The following is a 20,216-nucleotide window of genomic DNA, read 5'->3' as shown; positions in this document are numbered from 1 at the left end:
CACTGAACTGGTTTTTACGCGCCGGACTACTAAGTTAGATGAAGTCAAACTGTTATGGCATTTTCAAAATGCAACCCAATTAGCTTTTCCGCTTTTGCCTGGCGTTTAATTTTCTCGCTCACATAGATACCTGATGTAATTTGCCAAAATGGCTCTGGAGCACAAAACACACTCAGATTAGCAACCTTCGCTTGGTCGAAAGCTGGCCGAACAATTAAATCGGTAGCACCAGCAAAAATAGTTTGCTCTCGATTGAGAACATCAACTGGCTGCTTAAACCGAAGAATATGATACTGCCGCGCCTCCACTTCGCCCCGCCGAATCATAACTGATATCCAATCAATACCTTCCTCGCCGGTTGCATTACGGTCAATCAATTCCCGCATTCGCTCCGACAGCACTGGCCAAGCCAAACTGTTCGGCTGATAATCAAGCCACAGGTACTTCAAGCTATCTAAATCGTCGAACTTTCTAATCGCACCTCTACTAAAAACCAGTCGTTTTAAAATCAATTCGAACGGCAAGTTATTTATTCCTTGCATGGGCTCTATTAACGTGTGTGAAGCAGGAATATCTTCTGGAGCACAAGCGACAGCCATACTACGGCTGTCAATCGGCGAAAAATAGTAATGGCTCATTGTATTATTCCCTACCCCCTTGCCTACTTGCGACCGGCCACAATCTGCTCCACCACGGCCGGGTCCAGGAGCGTGGTCACGTCGCCGAGGTTGCTGGTTTCGCCTTCGGCCACTTTGCGCAGGATGCGGCGCATGATTTTGCCCGAGCGCGTCTTGGGTAGGCCGGCCACGATTTGAATCTTGTCGGGCTTGGCGATTTTGCCGATTTCGGCCACCACGGTTTCGATGATGCTGGCCTCGATGATTTGCTTTTCGGCGTCGCGCTCCGGCATTTCCTCCGAAAGAATCACGTAGGCGTAGATGCCCTGCCCTTTCACGTCGTGCGGATAGCCGACGACGGCCGATTCCACGACGTGAATGTTCTGGTTGATGGCGTTCTCGATTTCGGCGGTGCCGAAGCGGTGGCCCGATACATTAATCACGTCATCGACGCGGCCGATGATGCGGTATAAGCCATTTTCGTCGCGGCGGGCGCCGTCGCCGGTGAAGTAGTAGCCGGGGTAGGGCCCGAAGTAGGTCTGGCGGGCGCGCTCGTGGTCGCCCCAGGTGGTGCGGATGATGCCCGGCCAGCTCGCCTTAATGGCCAAATAGCCTTCCTGACCGTTGCCCTCGATTTCCTGGCCTTCCTGGTTGAGCAGCACCGGCTGCACGCCCGGCAGCGGCAGGCCGGCGCGGGCCGGCACCGAGGGCGTGATGCCGGCCAGGGCCGAAATCATGACCCCGCCGGTTTCGGTCTGCCACCACGTGTCCACGATGGGGCAGCGCTCCTTGCCCACGTGCTGGTGGTACCAGTGCCAGGCCTCTTCATTTATCGGCTCGCCCACCGAGCCCAGCACGCGCAGGCTGCTCAGCGAGTAGCTTAGCACATTGTCCAGCGGCGTGGCCATCAGGGAGCGGATGGCCGTGGGCGCAGTGTAGAAAATCGTGACGTGGTGCTTGTCAATTACTTCCCAAAAGCGGCCCGCGCTCGGGAAGGTCGGCACGCCCTCGAATTGCAGCGACGTGGCGCCCGCCAGCAACGGCCCGTAGAGCAGATACGTGTGGCCCGTGACCCAGCCGATGTCGGCGGTGCACCAGTACACATCGTTTTCCTCGACCTGAAACACGTTGCGAAAGGTGTAGTCGGCCCAGACCATGTAGCCGGCCGTGCTGTGGACCACGCCCTTGGGCTTGCCAGTGCTGCCCGACGTGTAGAGAATGAAAAGCGGGTCTTCGGCCGCCATCTCCTCGGCGGGGCAGGTTTTGGCCACGTCCACGACTTCCTCGTGAAACCAGACGTCGCGGCCCTCCTGCATGTGCACGGGCCAGCCCAGGTGCTCGGTCACGATGACGCGGCGCACCGACGGGCAATTCAGCAGCGCCTCATCGACCACACTCTTGACCGGAATCTGGCGGGAGCCGCGGTTGAGGCCGTCGGCCGTGAGCACGAAGCCGGCGTCGGCGTCATTGACGCGGTCGGCAATGGCATTGGCCGAAAAGCCGGCAAACACCACGGAGTGCACCGCGCCGATGCGGGCGCAGGCCAGCACCGAGATGGCCAGCTGCGGAATCATGGGCAGGTAGATAATCACCCGGTCGCCCTTCTCGACGCCGTTGTTGAGCAGCACGTTAGCCATCTGGCAGACCTGCTGGTACAGCTCGCGGTAGGTCAGGCGCAGGTGGCGGACCTTGGGGTCGTTGGGCTCGAAGATGAGGGCCAGCTTGTTGCCGCGGGTAGCCAGGTGCCGGTCGAGGCAGTTCTCGGTGATGTTGAGCGTGGCGCCCTCAAACCAGCGGTTGTGGCCGCCGACCAGGTCGGATTGCATCACCGTGTCCCACTTGCGGCGCCAGGTGAAGGGCTCGGCGCGGGCCGCCCAGAACCCGGCCGGGTCCCGGACGGAGTGGTCGTAGGCTTGGTGGTATTCTTCGAGCGTGCGGATGCGGTTGGGCATGGGGAGGGGGGGGTAGGGATTGAAGTAAAAGGGTTGGTTACTAACGATTGGCGCGGGGTTTTGCCCCGTGCCGCCTGGTTGCCGGTCGCCGGCCGGCACGCGCGCCTAGGGTCGCGCATAGGTTGTGGTGAGGTAGCTGTGGCCACCGGCCGGCGGCCGGCGACCAAGTGACACGGGGCAGAGCCCCGCGCCAAACCGACTTTCCTACCCCCCCTCAAACGCCCGCCCGACGCCGCGCCGGGTTAGCCCGGCCCGAATCTCGTCCAGAATCAGGGGGTCATCAATGGTGGAGGGGGTAGGAAAATCTTCGCCGTCGGCCAGCTGCCGCAGGGTTTTACGCAGGATTTTGCCGGAGCGGGTTTTGGGCAGGCGCGCCACCACCAGCACCTGCCGGAAGCAGGCCAGCGCCCCGATGCGCTGCCGGACGCGGGCCACCAGCCCCTGCTCCAGCGTGGCCTCGCTTAGCGTCTGCCCGTCTTTGAGCACGACGAGGCCGGCCGGCACCTGCCCGCGCAGCTCGTCGGCGATGCCCAGCACGGCGCACTCGGCCACGGCGGGGTGGGCGGCCAGAATTTCTTCCATCTCGCCGGTGCTCAGGCGGTGGCCGGCCACGTTTATCACGTCATCGACGCGGCCCATGATGTAGCAGTAGCCTTCCGCGTCGCGGTAGCCGCCGTCGCCGCTGAGGTAGTAGCCGGGGTAGGCGGCCAGGTAGGCCTCGTGAAAGCGGGCGTCGTCGTTCCACAGGGTCGGGAAGCAGCCGGGGGGTAGGGGCAGCCTGACGGCCACCAGGCCGGTGGTGCCGGCCGGCACGGGCTGCCCGGCCTCGTCGAGTATCTGCACGTCGTAGCCGGGCACGGGGAAGCCGGCCGAGCCGGCGCGGGGCGGCGGCATGGCTTCCAGCCCCACCAGCGTGGCCAGCATCGGCCAGCCCGACTCGGTTTGCCACCAGTGGTCAATCACGGGCACGCCCAACACCTGGCCGGCCCACTCATACGTGGCCGGGTCGCAGCGCTCGCCGGCCAGAAACAGGTAGCGCAAGCTGCTCAGGTCGTATTTTTTCGCCAAAAGTCCTGCCGGGTCTTCTTTCTTGATGGCCCGGATGGCGGTGGGCGCCGTGAACATGACGCTCACTTTATGGTCCTCGACCAGGCGCCAGAACGTGCCCGCGTCGGGGGTGCGCACGGGCTTGCCCTCGAACAAAACCGTAGTGCAGCCCCGCAAAAGCGGCCCGTACACGATGTAGGAGCTGCCCACGGCCCAGCCGATGTCGGAGCCGGTGAAGATGACCTCGCCGGGCTGCAAGTCATAAATAACCTCCAGGCTGTAGCGCAGGGCCACGGCGTGGCCGCCGTGGTCGCGCACTACGCCCTTGGGCCGGCCGGTGGTGCCGCTGGTGTAGAGGATGTAGAGCGGATGCGTGCCGGCCACGGCCACCGCCGCCACCGGCGCGGCTTGCAGCAGCACCTGATACTCAATGTCGCGGCCGGGCTGCATCCGAGCCCGCACGAAATCGCGCTGAAGCACGACCACGTGGGCGGGCGGGTGGCGGGCTTGCTCAATCGCCTCGTCCACCAGCGGCTTGTAGGGAATCACGCGGTCAAACTCCATTCCGCCCGCCGCGCACGCAATCACGCGGGGCCGGGCATCATCGATGCGCACGGCCAGCTCAGGCGGGGCGAAGCCGCCGAACACCACCGAGTGCACCGCCCCGAGCCGGGCGCAGGCCAGCATGGCCACCACGGCTTCGGGTAGGTTGGGCAGGTAGATAATCACCCGGTCGCCTTTTTCCACGCCCAGCCCGCGCAGCCCGCCGGCAAAGCGGGCCGTGAGGTCGAGCAGCTCGGCGTAGGTATAAGTGCGCAGCGTATTCGTGACGGGCGAGTCGTAAATCAAAGCAGTTTGCTGGCCGCGGCCGGCGGCCACTTGCGCGTCGAGGCAGAGGTAGGCCGTGTTTAATTCCCCATCCGCAAACCAGCGGTAGCGGCCGTTGGCCTCCTGGCTCAGCGGCCGGATGGGCGCGGTCTTCCAGTCCAGCGCGCGGGCCTGCACGGCCCAGAAGGCGGCCGGGTCGGCCAGGCTGGCGGCGTGGGCCGCGGCGTAGGAGCAGGCACGTTTCATGGCGGGGTGGGAGGAGGGGGGTAGGGTGCGGGGTAGGGAGTAGCGCGGAGTAGGGAGTAGGGCGGACTTTGTAGTCCGCGAGTGGAACGGCCAGCGGGCGCGGACGCGGACTACAAAGTCCGCCCTACGCCACGACGCCCAGCAGCTCGCGCACTTTTTCCATGAGCTGGCGGGTGCTGAAGGGCTTGGGAATATACAAGTCGGCGCCCGCTTCGTAGCCCTGCCGAATGTCGGCTTCCTTGCTTTTGGCCGAGAGAAAAATAACTTTGGCCTGCGCCTGGGCCGGGTTTTGGCGCAGGGTCTGGCACACCTGGTAGCCGTCCACGTCGGGCATCATCACGTCGAGCAGCACCAGGTCGAAGGGCGTGTGGGCAATGGCAGCCAGGGCCTCGGTGCCGTTGCGGGCAATGCCGACCTGGCAGCCGTTTTTGCGCATCAAAAATTCGAGCGACATGACAATATTGGGCTCGTCATCGACAATGAGGATGTGGGGCGTTTTCATAGGATACTGGATGAAGAGAACATCATGCAGAGCGCAGCGAAGCATCTTGCTGGGGGAAGTAATCCAATCGTTGTTTACCGCTAATTAGTCAGCGGGCGAGATGCTTCGCTGCGCTCTGCATGACGTTCTCCCTGCTTTCAGCCGCCGGCAGCTCCACACAGAAGCACGCGCCCTGGCCCACTTCGCTCTCGACCCAGATGCGCCCGCCGTGGCTTTCCACGATTTTGCGGCTGATGGCCAGCCCCAGCCCCGAGCCTTCGGGCTTGCGCATGGTCTGATTGCGAGCCTGAAAAAACTTGTCGAAAATCAGCTCGTGAAACTCCCCGGCGATGCCCTTGCCATTGTCGGCGATGCTGATGCGCACGTTGGCCGCCGAGGGGGGGGTAGGGACTCCGGCGGCGCGGCCGGGCGCGGCGGCGGGCGGGGCCAGGTTCCCTACCCCCCCCTCGGCGGCCCAGGCCGCCGGCGCCACCGCGACGCGGATGCGGCCCGTGCCGTCGGCGCGGCAGGCTTTCACCGCATTCGAGAGCAGGTTGACCAGCACCTGCATTAGCCGGTCGGGGTCGGCGCGCAGCGCGGGCAGGCCGGCGGGCACGGCCAGCTCCAGCTGAATGTGGCGCTCGCGGGCGAGCTGGGCCACGGCCTCCAGGGCTTCGGGCAGCAGCTGTGCGGCCGAGACGGGCTCGGTTTCGAGCGTGGCCTGACCGGACTCGAACTTTTCTAAATCCAGCACCAGCGTGATGAGACGGCTCAGGCGCTCGGCTTCCTTGCTGATGGTGGCCTGGAAGTGGGCGCGCTCGTCGGCGTCAAGGTCGGGGTTGTCGGCCAGAATCTCGGACAGCGCGCGGATGCTGGTCAGGGGGGTGCGCAGCTCGTGGGTGACGGTGTAGAGAAACTCGTCCTTCTGCTGGTCCAGGGCCTGGAGTTGGTCGTAGGCTTCGCGCAGCTCGCCCGTGAGGCGCTGCAACTGGCGCGACTGCTTCTGGAGCTGGCGGTTGGCTTCGAGCAGCTGTTGGCTTTCCTTGAGAATGCCCACCACGTTGTCGTAGCTGATTTCCTCGGCCGCCCCGACCCCCGTGGCCAGCAGCAGCCGCGCCGAGGCCGGCCCGATGGAGCCGGCCAGCAGCCGCTCGGCGTAAGCCAATAAATGAGGCGTGTGCGCGGGCGAGACCTCGGCGGCGGCGCCTTCCGGTAGCTCAGCGGCAGGCAGCGCGGCGGGAAAACGGTCGGCGAAGGCGCGCAGGGCCTGGTTTGCGCGCTTTTTGCCCAGAAAGCCGGTGAGCAGGGCCCGCACGTCGGGCAGCGTGGCCGGGCCGCGCCAGCCGGCCGGGCCGGCGTCGGGGCGCGGGTTGAACGCGGCCACGAACACCTCGGCCTGCCGCTCTTCCAGGGCCGTGAGCTGCCCGGCCAGCGAGACGCCCACGTACAGGCCCACGTTCAGCAGCCAGCTCCAGAACAGCCCGTGCGAGAGCGAATCGAGCCCGCTGAGCCCCAGCAAGGCAAACGGCCGCAAGGCACTTAAGCCAAACAGCCCCTCGCTGAGCAGGCTCGCGGGCAAGCGGCCGGGCCCCACCATCGTGGGCACGACCAACGTGAAAAACCAGACCCCGAAGCCCGCCAGCAGCCCCGCCGTGGCGCCCTGCCGGGTGCCGCCGCGCCAGTACAAGCCCCCCAGCACGGCCGGCACGAACTGCGCCACGGCCGCAAACGAGACCAGGCCAATGTTGACGAGCGGCAAGTCGTGGCCCACGACGGCGTAGTAGCCGTAGGCCAGGGCCAGCACCAGCACCACGGCCAGGCGGCGGGTTTGCAGGGCGGCCTGGCCCAGGTAAGCAAACCAGCGCGAGGCCGGCCGGCCGCCCCCGGCCCCTACCCCCCCCCCGCCCACCGAGCCCTGCCGCAGCAGCACCGGCAGGAGCAGGTGGTTGCTCACCATCACGCTCAGGGCAATGGTTTCGACGATAATCATGCTGCTGGCCGCCGAGAGGCCCCCCAGGTAGATGAGCAAAGCCAGCCAGCTGTGGCCCGCGCGCAGGGGCAGGGCCAGCACGAAGGTGTCGGCGTCGAGGCCCCGGCCGGCGTAGAGCAGCTGCCCGCCCAGGGCCACGGGCAGCACGAACAGATTGATAATGATGAGGTAGAGCGGAAACAGCCACATGGCCTTGCGCAGGTGGTCTTCGTTGACGTTTTCGACCACCGACACCTGAAACTGCCGCGGCAAGAGCAGGATGGCCGAGGCGCTGAGCAAAAGCAAGGTCAGCCACTGCGGCCCGCTCGTGCCGGCCCCACTCAGGGTGAAGAGCTGGGCCAGCGCCGGCTCGGCGGCGGCCTTGTCAAACACGTCGGCGAAGCCATCAAACAGGCCAAAGGTGACGAACACGCCCGCCGCCAGAAAGGCCACGAGCTTGACCAGGCTTTCCAGGGCTACGGCCAGCACCATGCCCTCGTGCCGCTCGGTAGCCTCCACCGAGCGGATGCCGAAGATGATGGTGAAAAAAGCCAGCGCCCCGGTCGTGTACAGGGCCGAGTTGGCCGCCGCGCCGCCCGGCCCCAGGGCCGCCAGCGCGCCCACGGGCTGCGTCAGAATATCGAACGAGGCGGCAATGGCCTTGATTTGCAAGGAGATGTAGGGCACGATGCCCAGCACGCACACGGCCGTGACCAGCGCGCCGAGCGCGCCGCTCTTGCCGTAGCGCGCCGAGATAAAGTCGGCGATGCTGGTCAGGCGCTGCTGCCGGCAGATGCGGATGATTTTGCGCAAGACCAGCCACCAGGCCGGCGCCAAAAGTGTGGGTCCCAGGTAGATGCCCACGAACTCCAGCCCGAACGAGGCGGCCCGCCCCACCGAGCCGTAGAACGTCCAGGCGGTGCAGTACACGGCCATGCTCAGGGCGTAGACGTAGGGGTTGCTCACCAGGCTGCGCCGCGCCGCCGAGCGCCGCTCCGCCGCGTAGGCCACGCCGAAGAGCAGAGCCAGGTAGCCGAACGAAAAGCCGATGACGAGCAGCGGGGACATGTTTTGGGAGTTATGAATTCTGAATTATGAGTTATGAATTGACTAATGCCCCTGGAATTGGGAGTTGGCTGCCGACAACTCCTAACTTATAACTCATAACTTATTTTCTTACCAGCCAGCCGGTGAGGGCCACGAGCCCGGCCCAGGTGAGCAGCACGTAGAGGTAGAGCACGGGCACGCCGAAGGCGCGGCCATCGTGGTCGAAGAGGCTGAGCAAGGGGTAGTTGAAGAGCAGAAAAAACAGCACCGTCACGAAAAGCAGCCGCTGGCCGCGGCGCTGCTCGGCGCGTTCGGGAGGGGGCAGGGGCAGCATGGGGGGTAGGGAAACCGGCTGCCGCAAACGTGACAAACCGCGGCGGAATCGAGGGTAGGAACCGGGGGCAGTAAAAAGCAGGAGGTCTTCAATTTAACCAAAAAAGCCGCCGGCCCAACGGACCGGCGGCTTTTAGCGGCCTGATGGCGCCAGGGGGGTAGGGACGCTAAGCGGCGGCCGAGGGCTGCTCGTCCATGAGCCTGACGTTGCGCACGTCCTTCATTAAGGCTGAGCCGATGAAGAAGCAGAGCAGGGCAATGACGACCGGATAAATCAGGCCCATGTAGATGCTGTGCTCCTTGGCAAAGGTGCCCGCCGGCTGGGTGGCGGCCCACACCGTGAGCGAGGTGGCGATGTAGGGCACGAAGCCGCCGAACACGCCATTGCCGATGTGGTAGGGCAGCGAGAGCGAGGTGTAGCGCACCTTGGTCGGAAACAGCTCGACCAGGTAGGCAGCGATGGGACCGTAGGCCATGGTCACGAACAGCACCAGGCAGAAGGTGAGCGCAATCATGGGCAGCAGGCTCGGCGAGGCCGATTGCATCACGGCCGGCACGGCGGCCACGGCGGCGCCGGCGGCATCGACGGTGGCGGGCACGGCGGCGGTTTTCTCGGTGAGCGGGCCGGCAAAGGCTTTCAGGCCGTAGAAAATCGGGATGGTGAACAAGGCGCCGCAAACAAGGCCGGTCATGATGATGCGCTTGCGGCCGATGCGGTCGGATAGGCTGCCGAAATAAACAAAAAACGGCGTGGCCAGCAACAGGGCAACGCAGAGCACGGTGCCGCCGTCCACAATGCTCATCTTCAGGGTGGAGAGCATGAAGGAGTAAGCGTAGAACTGGCCGGTGTACCAGACCACGCCCTGGCCCATAGTGGCGCCAAACAAGGCGATGAGCACCAGGCGGCGGTTTACCGGATTGACAAAGGACTCGCGCAGCGGGTTGGTGGAGGTTTTGCCTTCGGCCTTGGCCTTGGCAAACAGCGGCGACTCGTGCAGCTTGCGGCGGATATAGTAGGAGGCAATAATGAGCAGGCCCGAAAGCAGGAACGGCACGCGCCAGCCCCACTCCTTGAAGGCGTCCTCGCCCAGGATTTTGCGGGTGGCCAGAATCACGAGCACGGCCAGAAACAGGCCGGCCGTGGCCGTAATCTGAATAAAGGAGGTGTAGTAGCCGCGCTTCTGGTCGGGGGCGTATTCGGCCACGTAGGTGGTGGCGCCGCCGTACTCGCCGCCCAGGGCCAGGCCTTGCAGCAGGCGCAGCACCACCACGATGGCGGGCGCGGCCAGCCCGATGCTGTCGTAGCCCGGCACCAGGCCGGTGATGAACGTGGCCCCGCCCATCAGCAGCAAGGTCACCAGGAACGTGTATTTGCGGCCTATCATGTCGCCGATGCGGCCGAAGAACACGGCCCCGAAGGGCCGCACCAGGAAGCCCGCGCCGAACACGGCCAGCGCGCCGAGCAGGGTATCCTCAATCTTGCCCTTCGAGCCGAAAAGCACGGGGCCGATGATGGTAGCCAGCAGGCCGAAAATGTAGAAGTCGTACCACTCAATCACCGTCCCGACCGAGGAGGCCGTTATCACCTGCCAGATTTTACTGGTCGGCGTCGAGTTGTTGTCGTGGGCCACTTCGGGGTTGACGCCCGCGGTGGCCGCGCCCGCGTAGGCCGGATTTATGCTGGGTTGCATAGGTTGGGTTGGATTAAGTGAAGAGGTGGGTAGGAAGTGCGCTTGGCTTACAGAAAAACCTGGGTTTGCAGCGTGATTTCGGGGCGGTAGTTCACGCCGTTCACGCGCGCGCCGCCGCCGTCGGTTGTGGCGGTTTGGTTCGTGAAGTCGGGCCGGGCGCGGTAGTTGAGCGTGAACTTGGCATTATGGCCGTCGATGTAGAAGTTGGCGCCGGCGTCGAAGATGCGCACGAGCTGCTTGTCGCCATCAGCCTTGCGCAGGCCATCGTAGCCGGCCAGCAGCTGGTCGACGTAGGGCTGCACCCGCAGCTTGGGGCCGAACAGGTTTTTAGGCAGCAGAAAGCCGGCCTGCGCGTAGCCCACGTGGCCGGAGCCGGAGTGCGGCACGGCGTTGCCGCGCAGGATAGCCGTGCCGTAGCCGGGGTTCGAGGCCCCGATGTAGCGCACGTGGTTGGGGCCCATGTCGAAGTTGTAGTACACCCCGTAGAAGGTGAAGGCTGTGCCCGTTTCCTTGTTGAGCGGCGTGTCAAAAAAGGCGTCGAGCGACCAGAGGCCGATGTCGTGGGTCTGCACCTGATTGGCCGCGTTGTTGAACGAGGCGAAGCCCGCCGCCGTGGCCGCCGTCGTGGCGGCGGCCGTCAGCACGCTGCCGGCGGGGCGCGAGACCATGCCGTCGGCATTATAGAAAAAGCCGCCGCCGAGATTGAACACGCGCTTGGTGCCCAGGTAGGTGCCCACGGCGAAGGGCAGTAGGTTGGATTCGAGGTCCAGAAACTCCCAGCTCAGGTAGCCCTGGTAGATGTGGTTGGTGCCCTGGGGGTTGTATTCGGCCACGTTGCGGCCCGTGTTGATGCCGGTGGCGGCGCTCGTGGCGCCCAGCCCCACCGCCGTGCTGAAGGCGCCGGTCTGGTTGGTCAGGAACGACTCGTTGATGCTCAGCGCGTAGTCGAGCCGGCTCACGCGGCCCTTGGCATAGACGCCGATGCCGCGCACAAACTGGTCGATGGCTTCGATGGTAGGCCAGTTGGTGAGCGGCGCGTCCATCGTGAGGAAGTTGACCGTGCTGGCGCGGGTTAGGCGCGAGAGGCCGTTCTGATAGTGCATCCCGGCGCCCAGGCTCACGTAGTTGTTGAGCTTGTACTCCACTACCGCCTCGTGCACGAAGAGCTGGGGCTTTTTGGCGTCCACGGCCGGGTTCACGCCCCCACTCACGGCCGTTTGGTTGTTGATGCCAATGTGGGTGTACACCAGGAAGCGCGGGTTGAGCTGAGCCAGCACGATAAAGCGAGTGCGGCGCAGGGCGAAGTCAATCTGGTCGCTTTGCGGCTTGGCGGGCGCGCGTAGCGTACCGGTGTTGTTTTCGGTGTAGCGGGTCCAGATTTGGCTCCAGGTCAGAAAGCGCAGGTACTTGGAGCCGTCGGGCGAGAGGTTTACCTTCATGCCCGCCCCGTAGGGCACCGACTCGGTGGGCGTGGGCGTGGCGGCGCTGCCGGCCGGCGGGCTCACCGGCGCCGAGGGGGTAGGCTGCGCCGAGGGCAGCGGGTTGGTGCTGGAAGGCGCTGGCGCCGAGGGGTCCGTGGGCGGCGGTGGCGGCGGGGTAGTCGGCACTTGCCCGAAGGCCGTGCTGGCCAGCAGCAAGCCGCCCAAAGACAGCGCGTAGCGGGAATTTCGCATAAGGTGGGGAATTGGGTGAGAAAGAAGCGAAGCTGGCCGTCCGCCGCGCCGGCCGGCGCGGCATTGGTCCCGCCAAGTAGCAACTTTCCCGGCGGCCTTGGGCCCGCCCCGCTATCGTTTTGCTAACCGGCTATAGCCGCGCACCCCCCTTTCCTACCCCCTACCCCCTACCCCTGCCGAAACCGCTCCCAGCGTATCATCATGAACTTATCGCCCAGCTCGGTCACGACCAGGCCGGTGCTCTTGAGGTTTTCGGGCTTCTGAAAAAACTCGGCTAACTCCTTTTGATTGAGAATTTTATAGGTCGGATGATAGTCGGTTTGGCGCGGCGCCTTCATACCATATTTCTTAACCCAGTTCATCACGCTCACGTGGCTCACGCCCAGCAGGCGCTCAATCTCGCGGTAGCTCACGCCCTCGATGTAGAGCTGCAAGGCCTTGATAACGTAGTAGCTATCAACTTCGCGCCCGGCCTTCGCCACCGAGAAATGGTAGCCGCAGTTGCGGCACTTGTAGCGCTGCCGCCCGGCGATGATGCCGCTTTTCGTAGCGTCGATGGCGTCGCATTTGGGGCAGGCAAGGGCGGGCATAAGCGAGAGTATAAGCAGGCGCCGCGGAAGCTATGGCTGTTTAGCAAATATATGGCAGATTAGCAAATATGCTGGTTTCTGAACTCTTGGCCTTTAGCTTTGAGAATGAGGGAAAAACGAGTTCGCGGCTTACGGCGGCACTGGCGCGACCATCAGCGGCAGGCAGCTATCCCGGAAATGCTAAGCCGCTCCATGATTGAGCAGCATCAGTATGACCGGGAGAAATTAGGTCTGAGTCCTTGGAATGTATATGACAAGCCCCCGCTGGCCTTCCGAAAGCTCTGGGTTAGCCGGCTGCTAGCTGATTTTCAGCAGTGGCACAAAGAGTTAGCTTCTTTTCATTCTGAATTTTATTTGGCAGTCTGGCTATTCGAGCCCCGTTTTGGTCAGTCGCAACTGGTAGCAGGCATTAGCGAAAGAAAAACGCGGTACGAAGGTATTTTTAGCGAAGCGGAAAATACTCCGCTACCGGTTGAATATCAAGAACTACCAGGAGTAGCAGCGTTGCGTTGGGTCCGCCACGCCGAGGTAGAAGCATTCTGGGCCGATGAGTTTGCGGAGCGCGGTACTTGGGCGTCAAGCAAACCGCACTGGGAATTCAAGACTCTGGATGGGGAGACGTGCATCGCCGTTCAGGTAGGGTGGGTATGGGTAGGCCAAGCCCCTGAATAAGCTGGTGAGGTAGTTTTATAGCGTCAATTCTCCCACCCCATGCCTACCCCCCCGCCCGCCTTCCACTCCCTCACCCCCGCCGACCTTAAGCCGCAGGAGTGGCACCCGTTTATGGTGGGCGCCGTGGCCCCGCGCCCCATCGCCTTCGCCAGCACGATTAATAGGACGGGCTGCGTGAACCTGAGTCCGTACAGCTTCTTCAACGCCTTCAGCTCCAACCCGCCCATCCTCGTGTTTTCGCCCGCCAACCGCGTGCGCGACAATTCCCAAAAGCACACGCTGGAAAACGTGCGCCAGGTGCCCGAAGTCGTCATCAACATCTGCGACTTCGCCCTGGTCGAGCAGATGTCGCTGGCCAGCGTTGAGTATGCGCGCGGCGTGAACGAGTTCACCAAAGCCGGCCTCACCGAGCTGGCCTCGGACGTGGTGCGCCCGCCGCGCGTGGCCGAGGCGCCGGCCGCTTTCGAATGCGTGGTGGAGCAGGTGATAGAGCTGGGCCAGGAGAATGGGGCCGGCAACCTCGTGGTGTGCCGCGTGGTGCGGGCCCACTTCCGGCAGGATATTTTGCTGCCCACTGGCGCCGGCATCGACCCGTTCAAGCTCGATGCCGTGGCCCGGCTCGGCGGCGACTGGTACGCCCGCATCACGCCCGAAAGCTTATTTGAGGTGCCCAAGCCCAACCGCAAGATGGGCATCGGCATCGACGAAATTCCCGAGCATATTCGCCACTCCGAGCACCTGAGCGGCAACCACCTGGGCCGCCTGGGCAATATTGAGCGCGAATCCCTACCCCCCGCTGAGGCCGTCGAAGCGGCCAGGGCCGAGCCGCTGGTAGCCTACGTGCTCAACAAATACCGCGACGATGCGCCGGAGCGGCAGAAGCAGCTGACGCTGCTGGGCCGGCAGCTACTAGACGAAGGCAAGCTGCTGGACGCGTGGAAGGTGCTGCTGCTGAGCGGAAGGTAAGCGCCTAGTCGCCCACCGCGTGGCAACCCCACGCCCTGGCACCTTCTCCCGCCGGATTCTGCGCATCAAGCAGAGAGGAGCCGGGGCGTGGGGTCCTGACGTCAGGATAACTCCTTAATCCGGGGGTCAAACGCGAAGTCCTCACGCCCCGCAATGCGCACTTGCGCGAAATCCGGGTGCCGGGTATTGAACACGTAGTTCACCTCGTGGGCGATGATGGACGAGGGCACCCGCAGTACCGCCGCCCGGGTTCCCTCGTACCAGGCAGCGCCCAGCGGCTGGCAGCGGGCGTAGTTTTCGGGCCGCTGCCAGTCGGCCGGCAGCTCGGCCAAGGTCAATTCTTCGATGGCTAAGTCGTCGGGAAAAGTGATGCGCAGCACCTTAAAATGGTCCGCCAGGCCCTCACCGCTGCGGTGCACCACGTTTTCGAGGCAGGCCAGCGCCCGGCTGCCAGCCGTATAAATCACGAGTTGTCCGCGCCGGTTCCAGCGCGCCGGGTAACCCGACGCCACAAGGGCGCCAGCGTATTTGGCCAGGCAGATGCGGTACACTTCCATGCGGGCGGGTCAACTCAGCCGCCGCGCTAAGCTAGGTCGCCGTAGGCGATGCGGCCCACTTCCTCGGCCACTAAATCAATGCCGCCGCTGGTTTGCAGCAGGGCCAGCGGCGGCTGCCCGCCCAGCCCGTAGGCCGGCTTGCTGAGCCAGCGCCGGAACGCGGCCGAGTCGCCAAACACCTCTTCGCCGCGCCGGGCCAGGGCCAGCAGCTTGAGCACTTGCTCGCTGGCCGTGGGGTTGAGGCGCTTTTTGCCCTGGCGGTAGGTGCGCAGGGTTTTGGTGGTGGTGTTGAGCAGGTCGGCCAGCTCGTCGGCGTGCAGCTGCAAGACGCCCGCCACGTCGAAGGCTGTTTTGGCGAGCACGCCGGTGCGGGCCTCCATCACGAGGGCAAAACTGTCGGTCACCACGCGCTCCAAGCTCAGCAGCGCGGGCGAGTAGATGGCAGTTGGGGCGGTGATGGCGGCAGGCATGGGGGTAGGAAATTGCAAAGCTTTCCCAAAGATGGGAATACTTTCCGTAGAAACGGGAAAATTTACTTTTCGTTCCGATAGGCTGGCAGCCTCCAAGTCATGGGACGAGTTGAACAGCAACTGATAAGCAGTAATCGTTCTGACGCCAAAGACACAAAATATTGTGTCTCTACTTTCGCTCACTGACCTTAACCATTGCCAATTCCCTACCCCCTTGACCGGCGCCAACGCGGGCAGACGCGAAGTATCGCGTCTCTACCTCGTTCCTACCTGAGTTTTACAACCTCACCCCGACCTCTCCCAATGGAAATCCGCACCGCCACTGACTACCAAGTCGCCCTGTTAGAGTTAAAGCAGCTCATCACCGAAACCCCAGAGGTAACCGGCCCAATTGCCACACTGGCCGAAGCACTGGATGATTATGAAATAAAGGCCGGCCACGGCCCGGTGCGCCCCAACACGCTCATCGGCCGCCTGGAAATCGAGATGTTCAACCGGCAGCTCAACCGCAAGCAGATGGCCGAACTGCTCGGCATCCCGGCCAGCCGGTTCAGCGACCTGCTCAACGGTAAAACCGGCGTGAGCATGAGCTAAACTCGCGGCAGTTAGGGCTCTAGTTTCAAGAAGAGCTACATGAATTTTCGCCGTTTAAAAGCTCTTACATCAGCGGATGTCAAATTAAACCATTCACCATTTAGCCTTCTATCTGCAAAACGTTTATGCCAATACCTTTCAATTCCAACAGCATCATCCGTTGCTATTCTGTGCACAAGTTCTGCCTCTAATGGTAATTGAAGCTTAATTTCTCTTTCTCGTCTTTCAAGATTATTAGTCCTACCAATTTTGTAATGTTTACCCGATTTATACAAGTACACATTTCCATTTTGCTCAGAAGGGTTACTGTCATTTGACAGCTCTATCACTTCACTGGATTCTGCACCACAATATTGTAGTAAAATAGTAGCATTATTCTCAGCACAATATTTTTTAAAGGCTGCTATCAGCGCGGATTTGCTACCATAACGATTGAAGCTATTATGACTTGGAAAGCTTTTATCATTCGTAGCCTTAATTCGTAAGTCTCCTGACGAAGGAAATCGGCTCAACTCTGCAACTAGCTCGGCAAGTTTTTTTAAGATGAAGTCTGAATCAAATGCAGGATTTAATACATTAGGTTCAAACCCAGCGGCTCCTACGGCGTCACCCCATCTAGCCCAATATTTGCCATACCAATCGGATTCTTTCAAACCAGTTTCTTGATAAAACCGTTGTTTACCCAACGGTTTCCCGCCATTGGTCTCAGCAGTTCTAATAATTTCTGAAATAATAAATTCTTTTGTCATACTTCACTTTTTATGGACTTGTAATAGCCCTCTAGTCGAGTATGTACTTGGATGATGAAAATTGCAATTTCCACTAAAATATTCACAATACACTTTAATTCCTAACTGCAATCAGCAGCCCCAGTTCCTTGTAACGCAGGTTAAACCGCTTGGCGATGGCTGCGTTCGTGAGCGAGCCGCGGTAGATGTACACGCCGCTGCGGAAATTCTCGTTCGTGAACAAGACCTCGTTGATGCCGCCCTGCTGGCTGATTTCCTGGAGGATGGGGGTGAAGATGTTGCTCAAGGCGTTGGTGGCGGTGCGGGGCACGCGCGAGGCGATGTTGGGCACGCAGTAGTGCACCACGTCGTATTTGCGAAACACGGGGTTGCTGTGGCTGGTCATCTCGCTGGTCTCGAAGCAGCCACCCTGGTCGATGCTCACGTCGATAATAACCGAGCCGGGCGCCATGCTGGCAACCATTTCCTCGGGCACCATGAACGGCACGCGGCCGTCCTCGGCGTGCAGCGCGCCGATGACGACATCGGCGCGGCGGATTTGCTGGCTCAGGGCAAACGTATCTAAGGTGCTGGTGTAGAGCTGCATCCCCAGGTTGTGCTTGAGGCGGCGCAGCTTGTAGAGGTGGTTGTCAAACACCTTCACCTCGGCGCCGAGTCCGGTGGCGGCGCGGGCGGCGTACTCGGCCACGGTGCCGGCGCCCAGAATGACGACCTGCGACGGCGGCACGCCCGTGATACCACCCAGGATGATGCCCTTGCCCTCGTTGGAGCGCGCCAGGTATTCGGCGGCGATAAGCATGACCGTTGAGCCCGCGATTTCGCTCATGGCGCGCACCACGGGGCGGGCGCCGCTCGGGTCCTTCATCAGCTCGAAGCCGATGGCGTTGATTTTCTTGCGCGTCAGCGCCGCGATGTACTCGGGCGTGAGCGAGCCAAATTGCAGGGCCGAAATTAAGGTTTGGCCAGCCTTGAAGTGCTCGATTTCATCGAGCGTGGGCGGGGCCACTTTCAGCACCACGTCGGCCTTGTACACTTCCTCGGCCGAGTAGGCGATGGTGGCGCCAGCCTCGGAGTAGGCGTGGTCGGCGAACTTGCTGGGCGCGCCGGCGCCGGCTTCGAGCACCACTTCGTGGCCCTCGCTGACGAGGTGCTGCACGGCTTCGGGCGTCAGGCCGAGTCGGTTTTCCTGGAGCGAAGTTTCGCGGGGCAGGCCGATGAAGAGCTTACGCTTGCGCGTTTCCACGGCCAGCATGGATTCCTGGGTGAAATAGGCGCGGCTCGTGGCCAGCGACTCGAATCCAGAGGGTACTTGTTCCGCCATCTAAATTTCAGTTATCAATTAACAGTTATCAGTGAACAGTAACAGCTTACGAGCTACTAAACTCAGTCACTCTCTATTCGGTATAATTTGCTAAATGATAGTTTTTAATGAGTAAGTGATACGTGTAGCTGCCGCGATTCCGGGCCCGTCACGCTGAGTTGCACGAGCAGCCGGGGTGAGGGGAGCAGCAACTCAATTCGCCCCGGCCACTCTATCAGACAAAGATAACCAGAATCGAAGTACTCCGCGGCGCCCATGCGCAGAGCTTCGTCGGGCGTCTCAATCCGGTAGAAGTCAAAGTGATAGATGGGCTGATTGGCGCCGTCGCGGTACTCGTTCACGAGCGCAAATGTGGGGCTGCTCACCTCATCCCCTACCCCCATCGCCGCGCACAAGGCCCGGATGAGCGTGGTTTTGCCAGCGCCCATCTCGCCCTTGAAGGCCACGATAGCGCAGTTGGCGGCGTCAATCTGCCCTTTGAGCCACGCAGCGGCGGCGGGCAAGTCGGCAAGGCTGCTAATATTAAATGTGTTTTCCATAGCGCAAAAAAAGCCGCTTTGATAAAGCGGCTTTTTTATGAATAGCAAATTTAGCACTACGCTCCTTTCGGCGTGAGCGTGATGTAGGGAATAATTACTTCTTCTAGCGAGATACCGCCGTGCTGGAACGTATCCTTGTAGTAGTTCACGTAGTAGTTGTAGTTATTGGGATAGGCGAAGAAATAGTCGCCGAGCGTGAAGACGTAGGCGGTGCTTACGTTTTCGCGGGGTAGGAAAATGCTCTCCGGCTTGCGCACCACGTACACGTCGCGCGAGTCGTCGAAGCCCAGGTTTTTGCCGTGCTTGTAGCGCAGGTTGGTGTTCGTATTGCGGTCACCCACAATCTTATACGGGCGCTTGACGCGAATCGTACCGTGGTCGGTGGTGATGATGAGCTTGCCTTTCTTCTCGGCAATCTGCTGCATCATTTCGTATAAGGGCGAGTGCAGAAACCAGGAGCGCGTGATGCTGCGGTAGGCCGATTCGTCGGCCGCCAGCTCCCGAATCATGGCCATATCGGTGCGGGCGTGCGAGAGCATATCCACGAAATTATAGACGATGACGTTGCACTTGAAATTGTTGTGCAGATTCGTCATCTTGCCCAGCAAATCCTTGCCCGCCTGCAGGTTCGTGACCTTGTGATAGGAATGTTTGTGCTTCTGATTATTGCGCTGGAAATTAATTTCCATAAACTCCGACTCGTTCAGATTCTTGCCTTCTTCATCTTCGTCCCACACCCAGAGATTGGGGTATTTCTTCTGAATATCGCCGGGCATCATGCCGGCGAAAATGGCGTTACGGGCGTAGGCCGTGGTGGTGGGCAGGATGCTGTAGTACATCTCCTCGCTGTCCACCGTAAATAGCTCAGTGAGAATAGGCTCCAGAATTTTCCACTGGTCGTAGCGCAGATTGTCGATGAGGATGAAATAGACGGGCTGGTCGCCGGTTTCCTTGAGCAGTGGAAACACGCGCTTCTGAAATAGCTCATGTGACATGAGCGGCGCGTCTTTATCCCGCTTATTGACCCAGTCTTCGTAATTCTCAGTGATAAAGCGGCCAAAATACGTGTTGGCTTCGTCCTTCTGCATATTAAAAACCTCGGCCATGCTTTTGCCTTCGGTTTCGTTGATTTCCAGCTCCCAGTACACCAGCTTTTTGTATACTTCGGCCCACTCGGCGGGACTGAGGCGGTCGGATAATTGCATTCCGAGCTGACGGAAGTCGCGCTGATAGCCGGAATTGGTTTTTTCGCTCACCAAACGCTTATTATCCAGCACTTTTTTAGCCGATAAAAGCAATTGGCTGGGATTAACAGGCTTAATTAAATAATCGGCGATTTTCGAGCCGATGGCCTCTTCCATAATGTGCTCTTCCTCACTCTTGGTAATCATCACGACGGGCACCGTGGGGCGCGCCGACTTGATTTCGGCCAGGGTTTCGAGGCCGGTGAGGCCGGGCATATTTTCGTCGAGAAAAACCAGGTCGTAGGTCTGTTCCTGAATTTGTTCGATGGCGTCGGCGCCGGAATTAACGGGCGTTACGTCGTAGCCTTTTTCCTTTAAAAACAGAATGTGTGGCTTAAGAAGGTCAATTTCGTCGTCGGCCCACAGGATGGAGTAGCGTTGCATAGGCGGGAGCGCCGGCTTTCGGCGGGCGAAGGGGGGTAGGGAAAGGAATGAAACGGCTTAACGGCGCGGGCTGGATAGTTAGTGCCCCGCCGCCAGGATGCGGCCGTAGCTTTACCGCAGGAAGCGGGCCGGGGTTGCTGGGACTGAGGTTAGATTTGGAGGCGCTGATAGCGTTACTTTAATAAAATATTGTAGAGGCACAATATTTTGTGTCTTCTTGCGTGGCGAGGGGCGCAGTAATCCAAC

Annotated in this window: 18 protein-coding genes; 3 read left to right on the top strand and 15 right to left on the bottom strand. The window is 61.4% G+C overall.

Annotated features, from left to right (window positions below):
* Positions 1–44 precede the first annotated feature (44 nt).
* The 9 genes from ACFE70_RS01605 to ACFE70_RS01565 all read right to left on the bottom strand — a co-directional run bounded on the left by ACFE70_RS01605 (position 45) and on the right by ACFE70_RS01565 (position 12,474).
* On the bottom strand, positions 45–638 hold the full coding sequence (locus tag ACFE70_RS01605) for an imm11 family protein (protein WP_375415958.1): 594 nt from the start codon (positions 636–638) through the stop codon (positions 45–47).
* A 23-nt stretch (positions 639–661) separates the two neighbouring features.
* Positions 662–2,569, bottom strand: coding sequence for an acetate--CoA ligase (gene acs, locus ACFE70_RS01600; RefSeq protein ID WP_375415957.1), 1,908 nt, complete (start codon positions 2,567–2,569; stop codon positions 662–664).
* Between the two features lie 204 nt (positions 2,570–2,773).
* The gene (locus tag ACFE70_RS01595; protein WP_375415956.1) at positions 2,774–4,690 is read right to left on the bottom strand and encodes an AMP-binding protein; all 1,917 of its coding nucleotides are present in this window, start codon (positions 4,688–4,690) and stop codon (positions 2,774–2,776) included.
* Between the two features lie 124 nt (positions 4,691–4,814).
* The gene (locus tag ACFE70_RS01590; protein ID WP_375415955.1) at positions 4,815–5,192 is read right to left on the bottom strand and encodes a response regulator transcription factor; all 378 of its coding nucleotides are present in this window, start codon (positions 5,190–5,192) and stop codon (positions 4,815–4,817) included.
* 88 nt (positions 5,193–5,280) lie between these two features.
* A complete protein-coding gene (locus ACFE70_RS01585; RefSeq protein WP_375415954.1) occupies positions 5,281–8,208 on the bottom strand; it encodes an ATP-binding protein in 2,928 nt (975 codons plus the stop codon).
* A gap of 100 nt (positions 8,209–8,308) precedes the next feature.
* On the bottom strand, positions 8,309–8,521 hold the full coding sequence (locus ACFE70_RS01580) for a hypothetical protein (RefSeq protein ID WP_375415953.1): 213 nt from the start codon (positions 8,519–8,521) through the stop codon (positions 8,309–8,311).
* A gap of 166 nt (positions 8,522–8,687) precedes the next feature.
* The gene (locus ACFE70_RS01575) at positions 8,688–10,211 is read right to left on the bottom strand and encodes an MFS transporter (protein WP_375415952.1); all 1,524 of its coding nucleotides are present in this window, start codon (positions 10,209–10,211) and stop codon (positions 8,688–8,690) included.
* A 47-nt stretch (positions 10,212–10,258) separates the two neighbouring features.
* Positions 10,259–11,884 carry a hypothetical protein gene (locus ACFE70_RS01570; protein WP_375415951.1) on the bottom strand — a complete coding sequence of 542 codons (1,626 nt, stop codon included), beginning with the start codon at positions 11,882–11,884 and terminating at the stop codon, positions 10,259–10,261.
* A 167-nt stretch (positions 11,885–12,051) separates the two neighbouring features.
* Complete coding sequence (locus tag ACFE70_RS01565; protein WP_375415950.1) at positions 12,052–12,474, bottom strand: hypothetical protein; 423 nt, start codon at positions 12,472–12,474, stop codon at positions 12,052–12,054.
* 105 nt (positions 12,475–12,579) lie between these two features.
* Between ACFE70_RS01565 and ACFE70_RS01560 the strand changes: the two genes are divergently transcribed.
* A complete protein-coding gene (locus ACFE70_RS01560) occupies positions 12,580–13,146 on the top strand; it encodes a hypothetical protein (RefSeq protein ID WP_375415949.1) in 567 nt (188 codons plus the stop codon).
* Positions 13,147–13,185: 39 nt separating this feature from the next.
* The gene (locus ACFE70_RS01555; RefSeq protein WP_375415948.1) at positions 13,186–14,112 is read left to right on the top strand and encodes a flavin reductase family protein; all 927 of its coding nucleotides are present in this window, start codon (positions 13,186–13,188) and stop codon (positions 14,110–14,112) included.
* 101 nt (positions 14,113–14,213) lie between these two features.
* On the opposite strand, the gene ACFE70_RS01550 is transcribed toward ACFE70_RS01555, so the two are convergent.
* Together ACFE70_RS01550 and ACFE70_RS01545 are read right to left on the bottom strand one after the other, a co-directional pair.
* Positions 14,214–14,669 (bottom strand): RES family NAD+ phosphorylase, encoded by a 456-nt coding sequence (locus ACFE70_RS01550; protein WP_375415947.1) that lies wholly within the window; start codon positions 14,667–14,669, stop codon positions 14,214–14,216.
* 26 nt (positions 14,670–14,695) lie between these two features.
* The gene (locus tag ACFE70_RS01545; RefSeq protein ID WP_375415946.1) at positions 14,696–15,139 is read right to left on the bottom strand and encodes an antitoxin Xre/MbcA/ParS toxin-binding domain-containing protein; all 444 of its coding nucleotides are present in this window, start codon (positions 15,137–15,139) and stop codon (positions 14,696–14,698) included.
* Between the two features lie 303 nt (positions 15,140–15,442).
* On the opposite strand from ACFE70_RS01545, the gene ACFE70_RS01540 reads away from it, so the two are divergent.
* The gene (locus ACFE70_RS01540) at positions 15,443–15,733 is read left to right on the top strand and encodes a hypothetical protein (RefSeq protein WP_375415945.1); all 291 of its coding nucleotides are present in this window, start codon (positions 15,443–15,445) and stop codon (positions 15,731–15,733) included.
* 35 nt (positions 15,734–15,768) lie between these two features.
* Here ACFE70_RS01540 and ACFE70_RS01535 read toward each other — a convergent pair whose 3' ends face one another.
* The 4 genes from ACFE70_RS01535 to ACFE70_RS01520 form a co-directional block, all read right to left on the bottom strand.
* On the bottom strand, positions 15,769–16,482 hold the full coding sequence (locus tag ACFE70_RS01535) for a GIY-YIG nuclease family protein (RefSeq protein WP_375415944.1): 714 nt from the start codon (positions 16,480–16,482) through the stop codon (positions 15,769–15,771).
* 94 nt (positions 16,483–16,576) lie between these two features.
* Positions 16,577–17,803 (bottom strand): alanine dehydrogenase, encoded by a 1,227-nt coding sequence (locus tag ACFE70_RS01530; RefSeq protein ID WP_375415943.1) that lies wholly within the window; start codon positions 17,801–17,803, stop codon positions 16,577–16,579.
* A gap of 104 nt (positions 17,804–17,907) precedes the next feature.
* Positions 17,908–18,342: a tRNA (adenosine(37)-N6)-threonylcarbamoyltransferase complex ATPase subunit type 1 TsaE gene (gene tsaE / locus ACFE70_RS01525; RefSeq protein ID WP_375415942.1), complete on the bottom strand. Its 435-nt coding sequence runs from the start codon at positions 18,340–18,342 to the stop codon at positions 17,908–17,910.
* A gap of 56 nt (positions 18,343–18,398) precedes the next feature.
* Positions 18,399–19,970: a PglZ domain-containing protein gene (locus ACFE70_RS01520; RefSeq protein WP_375415941.1), complete on the bottom strand. Its 1,572-nt coding sequence runs from the start codon at positions 19,968–19,970 to the stop codon at positions 18,399–18,401.
* Between the last annotated feature and the right edge of the window lie 246 nt (positions 19,971–20,216).

It is taken from the genome of uncultured Hymenobacter sp. (assembly GCF_964243305.1).
In the GTDB taxonomy this organism is placed as follows: Bacteria; Bacteroidota; Bacteroidia; order Cytophagales; family Hymenobacteraceae; genus Hymenobacter.
Note: the sequence above shows the minus strand (reverse complement) of the source record. Positions and strands in the feature narration are given on the sequence as shown.

Coding starts and splice junctions, on each gene's coding strand:
- ACFE70_RS01605 (WP_375415958.1), bottom strand. CDS start 638: ATGAGCCATTACTATTTTTCGCCGATTGACAGCCGTAGTATGGCTGTC.
- acs (WP_375415957.1), bottom strand. CDS start 2,569: ATGCCCAACCGCATCCGCACGCTCGAAGAATACCACCAAGCCTACGAC.
- ACFE70_RS01595 (WP_375415956.1), bottom strand. CDS start 4,690: ATGAAACGTGCCTGCTCCTACGCCGCGGCCCACGCCGCCAGCCTGGCC.
- ACFE70_RS01590 (WP_375415955.1), bottom strand. CDS start 5,192: ATGAAAACGCCCCACATCCTCATTGTCGATGACGAGCCCAATATTGTC.
- ACFE70_RS01585 (WP_375415954.1), bottom strand. CDS start 8,208: ATGTCCCCGCTGCTCGTCATCGGCTTTTCGTTCGGCTACCTGGCTCTG.
- ACFE70_RS01580 (WP_375415953.1), bottom strand. CDS start 8,521: ATGCTGCCCCTGCCCCCTCCCGAACGCGCCGAGCAGCGCCGCGGCCAG.
- ACFE70_RS01575 (WP_375415952.1), bottom strand. CDS start 10,211: ATGCAACCCAGCATAAATCCGGCCTACGCGGGCGCGGCCACCGCGGGC.
- ACFE70_RS01570 (WP_375415951.1), bottom strand. CDS start 11,884: ATGCGAAATTCCCGCTACGCGCTGTCTTTGGGCGGCTTGCTGCTGGCC.
- ACFE70_RS01565 (WP_375415950.1), bottom strand. CDS start 12,474: ATGCCCGCCCTTGCCTGCCCCAAATGCGACGCCATCGACGCTACGAAA.
- ACFE70_RS01560 (WP_375415949.1), top strand. CDS start 12,580: ATGAGGGAAAAACGAGTTCGCGGCTTACGGCGGCACTGGCGCGACCAT.
- ACFE70_RS01555 (WP_375415948.1), top strand. CDS start 13,186: ATGCCTACCCCCCCGCCCGCCTTCCACTCCCTCACCCCCGCCGACCTT.
- ACFE70_RS01550 (WP_375415947.1), bottom strand. CDS start 14,669: ATGGAAGTGTACCGCATCTGCCTGGCCAAATACGCTGGCGCCCTTGTG.
- ACFE70_RS01545 (WP_375415946.1), bottom strand. CDS start 15,139: ATGCCTGCCGCCATCACCGCCCCAACTGCCATCTACTCGCCCGCGCTG.
- ACFE70_RS01540 (WP_375415945.1), top strand. CDS start 15,443: ATGGAAATCCGCACCGCCACTGACTACCAAGTCGCCCTGTTAGAGTTA.
- ACFE70_RS01535 (WP_375415944.1), bottom strand. CDS start 16,482: ATGACAAAAGAATTTATTATTTCAGAAATTATTAGAACTGCTGAGACC.
- ACFE70_RS01530 (WP_375415943.1), bottom strand. CDS start 17,803: ATGGCGGAACAAGTACCCTCTGGATTCGAGTCGCTGGCCACGAGCCGC.
- tsaE (WP_375415942.1), bottom strand. CDS start 18,342: ATGGAAAACACATTTAATATTAGCAGCCTTGCCGACTTGCCCGCCGCC.
- ACFE70_RS01520 (WP_375415941.1), bottom strand. CDS start 19,970: ATGCAACGCTACTCCATCCTGTGGGCCGACGACGAAATTGACCTTCTT.